Origin of the sequence: Tenacibaculum finnmarkense (assembly GCF_900239185.1) — a bacterium.
GTDB lineage: Bacteria > Bacteroidota > Bacteroidia > Flavobacteriales > Flavobacteriaceae > Polaribacter > Polaribacter finnmarkensis.
Window position 1 is genome coordinate 1 of the sequence record NZ_OENA01000097.1, and the last position, 12,271, is coordinate 12,271.

Below are 12,271 nucleotides of genomic sequence, written 5' to 3' on the forward strand. Positions count from 1 at the left end.
GGTCGTTGCCTTTCTTTGAAACCTCAATCTTTATAGATTGAGGTTTTTTTTGTGCCTTACTTTTTTTAATTTATCATCAATAATTATGCTTGATCCTTGACAGTTATTTTGATAACTCTTTTCAATTCGAGTGATTTTAATGACTAAAAGGAATTAAAATAGTATCGAGAATTTGAATTGTTTTCTTTTGATACTAAAAAAGTTCTCGATACATTTTTTTAAAGGAAAAAATCACTCGAACTGACAGTTGTAATTTTGTGCGATTTTGAGTTTTTTTTAGGCTAGTTCTCTTTTTGATGGGATGCTGAACTAAATTCAGTATGATGTTTGTTTTTTTAAAAAAAATCACTCGAATTGACGGTAGAGATTGGTGGAATTATAGTTGATGTATCGATTTATGAAAATTAGCACAAATGCCTAGCCCCGATTGAAGCTTTGTTTGAGCTCTTTTTTTGACTTTTCTTCAAAAAAAAGCGAGTGTGGAAAGCGGGAAATTGCTTCAAAAAAATAGTATGGTGAAATGTATAGAAAAAAAATATGTCTAGACAGGTTTAAGTTTGGTGCAAAAAAAACCCGAACAATTGCTCGGGGTTTTATAAGTGCTTTAATTGATTAATGTAAAGTGAAATTAATAGGTATGTAATATTCAATATTAGCAGGGTTTCCGTCTTGTGTACCTGGAATAAAAGTAGCTAGATTTGAAACCATTTTTTTTGCTTCTTGCTCTAGTAATTGACCATTTTTAGGTCCTTTCATTTTTATATTACTAACCTTACCTTGTTTGTTTATAATAAAACGTACCCAAACTTTACCTTCAATGTTTTGATCGGCTGCAGCTTCTGGGTAATTAAAATTTCGTTGAATATGACTAATCATTCTTTCATTAAAACAATTGTTTTTTTCTGTATCAGCTACTTTCAAACAGGTTTTAAATTGTGGGATTTTCTGTACTTCGTTAAATTTAATGAAATCAGTAATTATTTTTTCTGCTTTATTAATTGATTTTGCTGATTGTTTTTTGATGTTTCTTGTTGCTATTAAATTTTTAGCATTAGGGTGTTTAAAGGTGAAAGGAATACCGTATTTAACTTTTACTGCTTTTCCATTATGTTTTCCAGGGATAAATTTAGGAAGTTTGTTTATAATTCTAGAAGCTTCTTTTTTTAGTGCATCACCATTTTTAGGTCCTCTTATTTGAAGTGCGCCAACATTACCTTGTTCGTCTATGGTAAATTGAACCAATACTCGACCTTGAATACCTGCATTAAATGCCGCTTGTGGATACACAAAGTTTTTGGTTATATGTTTTGCCATTTGTGTTTCAAAACACTTAGCTTGTTTTATTAAAGGCACATTGTTACATTTTGAAAATAAAGGAATTTCTTCAACCAAATTAAAAGGAATTCTTTCAATCGTTTTAGAGTTATCTTCTAATTCAAGTTTACCTACTAATAAGGTGTTTTTTTTGATATTGCTAATTTTTTGGGTAGTATTAGTGCCGCCAATAGCAGTTACAGTTTCGTTTTTTTTACGAATTACACGCCTTCTTGTAGATACCTGAATAGATAATTGTTTCTTTATTCCGTCCTTTGTTTTTTCAATAGCACACTTAGTAATACTATTTGGATCAGCAATAGATTCATCAGGAGAAGTACATTTTTCTTGCTGTGCAACGCTTATTACAGATGCAAGCATAGTAATTAGTAGTAGTGTAAATTTCATCATATGACCCTCTGTTTATTTTATTAACAATTCATTAACATTGTAAACATACAGAAAAAAAAATAGAAATATGTATATATTTCTATTTTTTAACATTTTAATATGTATTTTATTAGGTATTTCTTTATTTAAAAGACCTTTTATTACGATTAAATCAATAATGAATCTAAATAATGAATATTAATCTGATGCTAGGTTAAGAGGGAATGCGTATGTAACAACAACAGGTAAACCTTTTTCTTTTCCTGGATTAAAACGAGGTAATTTATTTATGATTCGATCTAATTCTTTATGCAGTCGTTTATTGTTTTCACGACTTCTTATTTTTGAATTAATTATTTTTCCGTTAAGGTCAATGCTAAATTGAATATATACTTTAGTTTTAGTATTTTCAGTAATATAATCTTCTGCATAGAAGTTTTTAAGAATATGCTTATTAATTTTTTCTTTAAAACATTTAATATTGTTTTCTTTATCACTGTGTTTACAATCGTCAAACATTGGTATTTCTTCAACTAAGGTAAATAAAACTTCTTTTGATAGGTTGGGTAGGTTTAATGCTTTATTACCACTAGAATTTAAATTGTTTTCTTTTTTTCTAGATCGATTATTAACTCTTTTTCTTGCGATGTTTGTTTTTGATATTTGTCTAGCATTATTTTTACCCTCTTTAATATCGCATTTTTTAATCGAAATTATATTTAAATCAATAGCGTCATCTTTAGGGGATTCACAAACTTTTACTTGGCTTTGCACATTAAATAAATTTAATAGCATAATCAATAGCAGTAGGGGGAGATTTTTCATTTTAGAGAGCATTTTGTTGCACTGTAAAGATGCTAAAGTATTCTTGCTTATGTTTTAAGTAAGTAAATAATTTGTTTTAATTAATTACGTATTTAATGTTAAGAACGTTAATTTAATGTTAACAAAAAAAGGTACACTATTTAAAAATAGTGTACCTTTTTTATTAATTATTGTTGTAAAAAATTATTTTACAGCCATTAATTCAACATCAAAAATTAAGGTTGCATTTGGTGGAATAACTCCTCCTGCACCAGCTTTTCCGTATGCTAAGTTAGATGGAATTACAAATCGTGCTTTGTCACCAACTTTTAATAATAAAATTCCTTCATCCCAACCAGCAATTACTTGACCTACACCAACAGCAAAATCAATTGGTTGCTTACGCTTGTAAGATGAATCAAATACAGTACCGTCTAATAATTGACCTTTATAATGTACAGAAACATTAGCACCTTTTGTAGCTTGTTTACCATCACCATTTTGTAAAATTTTATAACGTAATCCTGATGGAGTTTCGTCATATCCTTTAGCAACAGTATCTAATAATTCAGCTTGTTCTGCTTTTTCAGCTGCTTCACGTTTTTCACGAGAACCTTCAAAAGTTCTAAAAGCTTCAACAGCATTGAATTTTTCAGCAGTTTCACCTACACGAATAATTTCAATATCCATGGTGTCATTTTGAGCGATAGCATCTACAACATCTTGTCCTTCAACAACATTTCCAAAAACAGTATGATTACCATCTAAATGAGGCGTAGGAGTATGCGTAATAAAAAATTGAGAACCATTAGTTCCAGGTCCTGCATTTGCCATAGATAATTTTCCAGGAGCATCATGTTTTAAATCTGGATGAAATTCATCTTCAAATTTATAACCAGGGCTACCAGTTCCTGTTCCTTGAGGACAACCTCCTTGAATCATGAAATCAGAAATCACACGGTGAAACTTTAATCCATTATAATATGGAGTTCCTTGTGGTTTTGCGTTGTTATCTAAATTTCCTTCTGCTAAAGCAACAAAGTTACCTACAGTTCCAGGAGTTTTTTCGTATTCTAAATTCACTAAAATAGCACCTTTTGGTGTTGTGAACTTTGCGTAAATTCCGTTATTCATTTTTGTTAGATTATCTTAATTAATATTGAAAAATTTTTTTCTTCGGATAAAACATTTAAATATATCATCCGAAGAAAAAGCAAAATTAGTTCTTTACTGATAAAGTTGAAAGGTTTAAGCTTAAACCTATGTTAATATTTGTTGAATTTACATTTCCGAAAGGTGAATAATATTTTCCACCCGATGCAAGAATTGAAATACTTTCGTGAATATCATAACTAAAACCAAGTGTTGGACGTACAATAATACCTTCATCAGTATCTATTCCTGCGCCACCACCAGCACCAGTCATCAATTCAGCAAAACCACGGACTTTATTATTTAAAAATCGAGGTGTGTATATTCCTCCACCAACTAATCCGTGAGCATAACCGCCTGAGCGACCATCGTAAGCAAAACTAGCTTCTCCAGCAATGTATAGCCATTTATTAATATCGTAATTTACTTTTAAACCGATAAGTTGTAAATCAATTTCTTTGGCATCAAATTTATCATCAGTTTTAGCGACATCAAAATATGTTTGATTTTGAATTTCAACTCGTAATCCTTGTGTATAAAAATTGGTGTATTTTTTTTCTTCGGATGTTGTTCCTCCATTTAATCCGTAATATTTCAATCCGAAACCAACGGTATATGCTTCTAAATCGCCAGCAATAGCAAGATAATAACCTCCGTGACCACTTAAAGCAAATTTGTCAGTTATTTTTAAATCGATTCCTGCGGATGGATACACCATTAAACCTCCTTCAGGAGCAACACGTCCGCCAGCAGCACCGACTGCTAGTTTTGTAAAAATATTGATGTATTTTGATTGATAAGGATGATATCCTGCACCAAAAAATAAATCCATAAAACCAGCACGTAGTCCTTTATATATAGCATCGGTATGAGCGAATAAAAAAGTGTTTTCGCTTAGGTATTTTTGATATTCAAAACCTAATACATATAATGTTTCATTTAAAGCAGTTCCGTTGTCTTTTTTAGAATTTCCAAAAGGTTTGAAAAAATCAAAACGAATTTGCTGTGCATTTTTTACAACAGGTTTACTCCAGAAATTATCCGAAGAAATATTTTTTGCTGTAAAATTTTGATGTGCTTTATTATAATCCGTAAAACGTAAAATACTTGGTATTTCAACAAATAAAGAAACTGAGTTACTTTTTATTTCTCCTGATAAAAAATTCAAATGACTGTATTGTACTCCAAAAGAATAATTATCTTTTTTATATTGTAAACCAATATTAGGATTTATAAATCCGCCATCATTTACCAAATTTCGGTATCCGCCACCGCCACCAAAATGAAGGTTTGCATCTACATATAAATTTTTATAAAGTTGTTTATTTACGCCTAATTCTGCACCTAAAGTAAATAATCCACCTTGGTCACCAGTAACAGCAAAATGAAATCCTGCACCACCATACAACCAATTGTTAATCGGTATTTGATAATGTAAACCAGCCAAGCCCATGGTCGGTTTTAAATTCGGGAATTTATCCGTAGGCATTTTTATAGGAATAAAATTCAAACGAACTTTATTCTGTAATGCTGTTCCTTTTAGGGTTTTTAAATCTTGCCCAAAAGAGTTCTGAGTAAAAAGAAACAACATAAAAGCTAAAAAGACGTTATTACAAACGTTTTGAAGTGTTTTAGTACTAATAATATGATTGCTTTTATGTTGCATCTTTAAAATAATTAAAATCGATTATTTTTCAAATTCACTCGTAAAGTGAAGTTTTACAGTAGGATATTTACTTTGTGTCATTTGCATGGTAAAAGAAGAATCAGCTAAAAACACTAATTTACCTTCTTTATCTTTGGCTAAATAACGTTGTTTTACACGTTTAAATTCTTTGAATTCTTCACTTTTTTCGTCCTCAGCTTCTACCCAACAAGCTTTGTGTACAGATATGTTTTCATAGGTACATTTTGCACCGTATTCATGTTCTAATCTGTATTGAATAACTTCGTATTGTAACGCACCAACAGTTCCTACAATTTTACGCCCATTCATATCCATAGTAAATAATTGTGCAACCCCTTCATCCATTAATTGATCTAAACCTTTATATAATTGTTTAGATTTCATTGGGTCGGCATTGTTTACATAACGGAAATGCTCTGGAGAAAAACTTGGAATTCCTTTAAAGTTTAACTGTTCTCCTTCGGTTAAAGTATCACCAATTTTAAAGTTTCCTGTATCATGAACACCAACAATATCACCAGGAAAAGATTCATCAACAATTTGTTTCTTTTCAGCGAAAAAGGCATTCGGGCTTGAAAATTTCATTTTCTTACCATTACGAACATGTAAATAAGGAGAGTTTCTTTTGAAAGTTCCAGATACAATTTTGATAAAAGCAAGTCTATCTCGGTGTTTAGGATCCATATTTGCATGAATCTTAAATACAAAACCTGTTAATTTTTCTTCTTTAGAATCAACTAAACGTTCTTCTGCTTTTTTAGGTTGTGGTTCAGGAGCAATTTCAATAAAAGCATCTAATAATTCTTTTACACCAAAATTATTTAAAGCCGAACCAAAGAAAACAGGCTGTAAATCACCTGCTAAATATTCTTCTTGATTAAATTCAGGATATACTTCTGTAACTAATTCTGCTTCTTCTCTTAAAGTTTCGGCAGCAGTTTCTCCAATAATATCATCTAGTTGAGGGTTTGATAAATCATCAAACTGAACACCTTCTGAAATTTTTGTTTTATTATCCGCAGAAAAAAGATTTAATTTCTTTTCCCAAATATTATAAATTCCTTTAAAATCGTACCCCATTCCAATTGGGAAACTCATCGGAGTAACACGTAAACCTAACTTTTGCTCCACTTCATCTAATAAATCGAAGGCATCTTTACCTTCTCTATCTAATTTATTGATAAAAACTAGCATCGGAATTTTACGCATTCTACAAACTGCTACTAATTTTTCAGTTTGAGGCTCGACACCTTTTGCAACATCAATTACAACGATAACACTATCAACAGCGGTTAAAGTTCTAAAAGTATCTTCAGCAAAATCCTTATGCCCAGGGGTATCTAATATATTTATTTTTTTATCTTTATAAATAAAAGCCAATACAGATGTGGCTACCGAAATACCTCTTTGACGTTCAATTTCCATAAAATCGGAAGTTGCTCCCTTTTTTATTTTGTTGTTTTTTACCGCACCAGCTTCCTGAATTGCGCCACCAAATAATAATAACTTTTCAGTTAAAGTAGTTTTACCTGCATCGGGGTGTGATATAATTCCGAATGTACGTCGTTTTTGTATTTCTTCTAAAAAGCCCATCTATCAAATTTTAAGGCTGCAAAGGTACGGTTTAATGCTTAATTTTTCAAGGCTTTACTGCTTAACTGTCTAAAGGTTTAATTGTTGAATTGATTGCAATTTTGTATGTTTGCTTTTAGTAAAAATGATACATGAAAGAACAGGTAATATTAGTAGATGCCCACGATAATCCGATTGGGTTAATGGAAAAAATAGAAGCGCATGAAAAAGCGTTATTACACAGGGCATTTTCTGTTTTTGTTTTTAATGATAAAAAAGAATTAATGCTGCAACAACGCGCCGCCGATAAATATCATTCTCCTTTATTATGGACCAATACCTGTTGCTCACATCAAAGAGATGGCGAAACCAATTTAGGTGCAGGAAAACGTAGGCTTCAAGAAGAAATGGGTTTTATTTGCGATTTAAAAGAAGTATTTTCATTTATTTATAAAGCACCTTTTGATAACGGATTAACAGAACATGAATTAGATCATGTAATGGTTGGAACTTTTAATGACCAGCCAAACATCAATAAAGAAGAGGTTGAAAGCCATAAATGGATGACTTTAGAAGCTGTTAAAAAAGATATGGAAGAAAACCCTGAAATTTATACGGCTTGGTTTAAAATTATATTTAAAGAATCGTACGATATTTTAAAAAATGCTTAAATAAATTATAAAAATGCCTAAAGTAACTGTACATAGAAAAGCGCATTTTAATGCTGCTCACAGGTTGTTTAACCCTGATTGGTCTGATGAAAAAAATCAGCAAATTTTCGGGAAGTGTAATAACCCAAATTATCATGGGCATAATTACGATTTAATTGTTTCTTTAACAGGTGAAATAAATGCAGAAACTGGGTATGTCTATGATTTAGGAATTTTAAAAGGATTGATTAAAACTCAGGTAGAAGATGTTTTTGATCATAAAAATTTAAACCTTGATGTTGCCGATTTTGAAAATTTGAATCCTACGGCTGAAAATATATCAGTAGTAATATTTAATAAATTACGTGGGCATATTCCTGTAAATTTAGCGTTAGAAATTACGCTTTATGAAACTCAAAGAAATTACGTTACTTATAACGGATCTTAATGGTATGATACAGCAATTATTACGGTTTGAACCTATTTTAAAATCTAAAATTTGGGGAGGGCAGAAGTTAAAAACAGTACTCCATAAAAAAGCAACCAAAAAAGATGTTGGTGAGAGTTGGGAAATTTCAGATGTACAGCAAGATATTTCAATTGTTAGCAATGCTGCTTTAAAAGGACGCAGTTTAAAATCACTTATTCAAGAGTTTAAAGAGCAAATTGTTGGCGAAAAAGTATATTTAATTTTTGGCGATAAATTCCCGTTACTTATTAAATTTATTGATGCTAAAAAAACCTTGAGTTTACAAGTACATCCGAATGATGTTTTGGCACAAAAAAGACATAACTCGCTCGGGAAAACCGAAATGTGGTATATTGTAGATGCTGATAAAAAAGCAAAAATAATTATTGGTTTTTCAGAGGAAACAGACAAAAAAACATTCTTAAAAACGGTTGAAAATAACGATGAATTAGCGTTGCTTAATATCGATTATGTTAAAAAAGGCGATACTTTTTTAGTGCCATCAGGACGTGTACACGCCATTGGAAAAGGTGTTTTATTGGCAGAAATACAAGAAACGTCGGATGTTACCTATCGAATTTCCGATTGGGGAAGAAAAGATTCGAACGGAAAATTAAGAGATTTACACCTAAATTTGGCATTAGATGCCATTGATTATTCGGCAAAATCAAACTATAAAGCAGAATATTTAAAGCGTAAAAATAATCCATCAACAATTGTTGATTGTAAATATTTTACTACAAATTATTTACATTTAACTAAAAACTTGATTTTAAATAACGATGATAAAGATAGCTTTGTAATTTATATGTGTGTTGAAGGAACCGTAGTTTTTGAGTATAAAAAACAGCAGGAAAAACTTCGTTTAGGTGAAACTATTTTAGTGCCAGCTTGTATTAAAAATGTAACTGTTATCACCGAAAATGCCAAACTTTTAGAAGTTTATATTAAATAAAAAACACTTCAAAAGAAGCGTAAAATAAGCCCAAAACAAGTAAATCTCTCATTTTGAGCTTCTTTTTTACCTTTAAGCATCAAAATTAAGATGCTTTTTGTAAGTGATATCCAAAGAGTGCTTTACAGATTATTTCTTGCTTTTTTTCTTCTTTTGAAACCGTTATCTGTAAAATAATTTCGGTGTCACTCAATTTTTTAATATTATTTTTAATGATAAGATTATCATTTAAATAGGCGTTTTTGATAATATCAAAATCAATGCTTTTAAAACTTAAATTAGGGAAGTTTTTGTGAAATACAAGGGAAGAAGTTACGCTAGTTTCAATTTTTCGATATAAAACACCTGTTTTTAGCGTTTTATTTTTGTGAACCTGTTTTTTACTAACGGTAAATTGTAACGTACTATTTTTAGAAGTGATTTGGGTATTCATTATTTATGGGTTTATTGGTGGAAATTTAGATTTTTCGTAAAACGGATTTTGAACCAAGCACATTATTGTTTTTAAGCGCATATTAATTTGTTTTGACATTTTTACGGTGTTCATAGTTTGTTGAATTTTAAAAGATTTGTGAAAAAAGTATAAAAAAAAGGTGCTTTTTATAAAAAAGCACCTTTTGTAGTTTGTATTAAATTGGTTTTAAAACCGTTGTTTAAAGCGATTACTAGGCGTACTTTTTATATAGGCATATTTTTTGCGCATAGGCAACATACACTTTATCATGACGATAGTGTTTAAAATAATGCGATATGTGTATAAAAGTACTTTCATTACAAATTGACTAAGGTCAAATTTAATAAAAAAAATCAGAAAACAGCTAAAAGCTTAAAAATAATACTGTTAAAGTTTTAATAAGCCTGCTTTTGTTCATTTTAATACTTTATTTAAATATGTATCTTTGATTTGTGTAAATAACTATAATTTATGAAAATAATTGCAATGATTCCCGCGCGTTATAGCGCCTCTCGTTTTCCTGGGAAATTAATGAAAAATTTAGGAGGAAAACCTGTGATTGTAAGAACCTATCAAGCTGCTGTTACTGCCAATTTATTTGATGAAGTTTATGTGGTAACCGATTCGGAAATCATCTTCAAAACCATCGAAAAAGAAGGAGGAAAGGCTATAATGAGCATCAAAGAACACGAATGTGGTTCGGATAGAATTGCCGAAGCTGTTGAAAGTTTAGAGGCAGATATTGTGGTAAATGTTCAAGGAGATGAGCCTTTTATCGATACTGTTTCTTTATCAAAATTAATAAAATCTTTTGAAGATGATAAAAATAATACTATAGATTTAGCATCATTAAAAGTAGCAATGACATCTTTAGAAGATATTGAAAATCCTAATAATGTAAAGGTAATTACCGATGTTAATAATTTTGCTATCTACTTTTCGAGAAGTGTAATTCCTTTTCATAGAGATAAAGAATTAAACGTTACATATTATAAACATAAAGGTGTATATGCTTTTAGAAAACAAGCCTTACTAGATTTTTATAATACGCCAATGACGCCAATTGAAGCTGCCGAAAAAATAGAATGTATCCGTTATTTAGAGGTTGGTAAAAAAATAAAAATGATTGAAACATCGGTAGAAAGTATTGGAATTGATACCCCTGAAGATTTAGAAAAAGCAATAAAACAACTCGAAAATGAATAAAATAAAAGTAATTGCCTTTGATGCCGATGACACACTCTGGATAAATGAAACTTTTTTTAGAGAAGCTGAAAAGGAGTTTGCGAAATTATTATCGGGCTACGAAACTGAAAATAAAATTCATCAGGAATTATATAAAAAAGAAATTGATAATCTTAAAATTTACGGGTATGGGGTAAAAGGTTTCGTGTTATCAATGGTAGAATGTGCTTTAGAATTATCTAATTATAAAGTAGATCAAAAAATTATAGATAAAATTCTTGAAATCGGTAAAGAAATGCTAGCCCAGCCAATCGATTTATTAGATGGGGTAGAAGAAGTACTGCAAGAATTACAAGGAAGGTGTAAAATAATTGTTGCCACCAAAGGTGATTTATTAGATCAAGAGCAAAAATTAGAAAAATCAGGTATTTTAAAATATTTTCACCATACCGAGGTAATGAGCGATAAAAAACCTGCTGATTATTTAAAGTTGATAAAGCATTTAGATATTCAGCCTTCGGAATTATTAATGATTGGAAATTCGTTGAAATCGGATGTTTTGCCTTTAATTGAAATCGGTGCTGCTGCAATTCACGTGCCTTTTCACACCACTTGGGCGCACGAACAGGTAGAAGGAAATCAAAAATCAACAGAATATCAAACGGTTAGCAATATTACTGAAGTGTTAAATTTTTTATAGATGCAATATTTAGATATTGAAAATTGGAATAGAAAAGAGCATTTTAATCATTTTAGAACTTTAGCCGACCCAACATTCGGGCTTGTTGCCGATGTTGATGTTTCTAGTTGTTATCGGCAAGCAAAACAGCGGAAAGACTCCTTTTTTGTACGCTATCTTCACGCGTGTATGAAGGCAATTAATGCCATTGATAATTTTAAATACCGAATAGAAGGCAATAAAATAGCAATTCATAAGGTAATTAATGTATCAGCAACTATTGCACGAGCAGATACTACTTTTGGCTTTTCGTTTATTGATTTTTCAACTGATTTTGAGGTTTTTAATGCAAATTATCAGCAAGAAAAAAAGCGTGTACTTAGTTCCGATAATTTATTTCCGCCTAAATATTCAGTAGCTTGTGTACATTGTTCAGCCTTGCCTTGGGTTTGTTTTACAAGTCATAAAGAACCAAATTCAGGAAATAAAAACGATAGTGTTCCACAATTTTCTTTTGGAAAAATAAAAACAGTAAACAATAAAAAATTAATGCCTGTAGCAATCAATGTGAATCATGCGTTGGTCGATGGATATCATGTAGGACAATTTTTTGATAAATTTCAGGCCGAATTAGATAAAATCGATTAATTTTGCAAAAAAATAATAATTATGGCAAGCATTAAAAATTTAAAAAAAGATATCGATTATACTTTAGGAGATATTATTGATATCTGTAGATTATCAGCAGCGTTAAACCCAGGTGAAACTGCAGAAAAATCAGAAGCTATTGTAGACGAAGTTTTTGAAACTTTTGATACTTTAATTGCAAAAATTAATGCTAAAAATGTTGAAAATAAAAAAGCACATTTTAAAGCAATTAGTACTGAATTAGAAACCAAAGCAAACGCTTTAATAGAAAAATTAAATAACTTATAGTTAACTGTAAGTTAAATGATTAAA

The 12,271-nt window shown here is 30.4% G+C and carries 13 protein-coding genes; 7 read left to right on the plus strand and 6 right to left on the minus strand.

The window, feature by feature from the left end:
• Positions 1-612: 612 nt before the first annotated feature.
• From AQ1689_RS11045 to AQ1689_RS11065, 5 genes are all read right to left on the minus strand, one after another.
• Positions 613-1,725 carry an energy transducer TonB gene (locus tag AQ1689_RS11045; protein ID WP_101956120.1) on the minus strand — a complete coding sequence of 371 codons (1,113 nt, stop codon included), beginning with the start codon at positions 1,723-1,725 and terminating at the stop codon, positions 613-615.
• Between the two features lie 177 nt (positions 1,726-1,902).
• A complete protein-coding gene (locus tag AQ1689_RS11050) occupies positions 1,903-2,529 on the minus strand; it encodes an energy transducer TonB (RefSeq protein ID WP_180947584.1) in 627 nt (208 codons plus the stop codon).
• A gap of 183 nt (positions 2,530-2,712) precedes the next feature.
• Positions 2,713-3,642 (minus strand): peptidylprolyl isomerase, encoded by a 930-nt coding sequence (locus tag AQ1689_RS11055; RefSeq protein ID WP_101956122.1) that lies wholly within the window; start codon positions 3,640-3,642, stop codon positions 2,713-2,715.
• Between the two features lie 85 nt (positions 3,643-3,727).
• A complete protein-coding gene (locus tag AQ1689_RS11060; protein ID WP_232122562.1) occupies positions 3,728-5,326 on the minus strand; it encodes a hypothetical protein in 1,599 nt (532 codons plus the stop codon).
• Positions 5,327-5,347: 21 nt separating this feature from the next.
• Entirely contained in the window at positions 5,348-6,940 is a 1,593-nt protein-coding gene (locus tag AQ1689_RS11065) for a peptide chain release factor 3 (RefSeq protein WP_101956124.1), read from the minus strand.
• Between the two features lie 131 nt (positions 6,941-7,071).
• Here AQ1689_RS11065 and idi point away from each other — a divergent pair, with 131 nt between their 5' ends.
• The 3 genes from idi to AQ1689_RS11080 are packed head-to-tail and all read left to right on the plus strand — an operon-like array spanning position 7,072 to position 8,993.
• Entirely contained in the window at positions 7,072-7,590 is a 519-nt protein-coding gene (idi, locus tag AQ1689_RS11070) for an isopentenyl-diphosphate Delta-isomerase (RefSeq protein ID WP_101956125.1), read from the plus strand.
• Between the two features lie 13 nt (positions 7,591-7,603).
• Positions 7,604-8,017: a 6-pyruvoyl trahydropterin synthase family protein gene (locus AQ1689_RS11075; RefSeq protein WP_101915006.1), complete on the plus strand. Its 414-nt coding sequence runs from the start codon at positions 7,604-7,606 to the stop codon at positions 8,015-8,017.
• The gene (locus AQ1689_RS11080) at positions 7,977-8,993 is read left to right on the plus strand and encodes a type I phosphomannose isomerase catalytic subunit (protein ID WP_232118922.1); all 1,017 of its coding nucleotides are present in this window, start codon (positions 7,977-7,979) and stop codon (positions 8,991-8,993) included. Before AQ1689_RS11075 ends, AQ1689_RS11080 begins: the two co-directional genes overlap by 41 nt.
• An 85-nt stretch (positions 8,994-9,078) precedes the next feature.
• Here AQ1689_RS11080 and AQ1689_RS11085 read toward each other — a convergent pair whose 3' ends face one another.
• Positions 9,079-9,426, minus strand: a complete 348-nt coding sequence (locus AQ1689_RS11085; RefSeq protein WP_101956126.1) for a hypothetical protein — start codon at positions 9,424-9,426, stop codon at positions 9,079-9,081.
• A 492-nt stretch (positions 9,427-9,918) separates the two neighbouring features.
• On the opposite strand from AQ1689_RS11085, the gene kdsB reads away from it, so the two are divergent.
• The 4 genes from kdsB to AQ1689_RS11105 are packed head-to-tail and all read left to right on the plus strand — an operon-like array spanning position 9,919 to position 12,247.
• Positions 9,919-10,653, plus strand: coding sequence for a 3-deoxy-manno-octulosonate cytidylyltransferase (gene kdsB / locus AQ1689_RS11090; protein ID WP_101956127.1), 735 nt, complete (start codon positions 9,919-9,921; stop codon positions 10,651-10,653).
• Positions 10,646-11,332, plus strand: a complete 687-nt coding sequence (locus AQ1689_RS11095) for an HAD family hydrolase (RefSeq protein ID WP_101956128.1) — start codon at positions 10,646-10,648, stop codon at positions 11,330-11,332. The genes kdsB and AQ1689_RS11095 overlap by 8 nt, the downstream gene beginning before the upstream one ends.
• A complete protein-coding gene (locus AQ1689_RS11100; protein ID WP_058884635.1) occupies positions 11,333-11,959 on the plus strand; it encodes a CatA-like O-acetyltransferase in 627 nt (208 codons plus the stop codon). It begins immediately after the preceding gene.
• A gap of 21 nt (positions 11,960-11,980) precedes the next feature.
• Positions 11,981-12,247, plus strand: coding sequence for a hypothetical protein (locus AQ1689_RS11105; RefSeq protein ID WP_058884636.1), 267 nt, complete (start codon positions 11,981-11,983; stop codon positions 12,245-12,247).
• Positions 12,248-12,271: the final 24 nt, after the last annotated feature.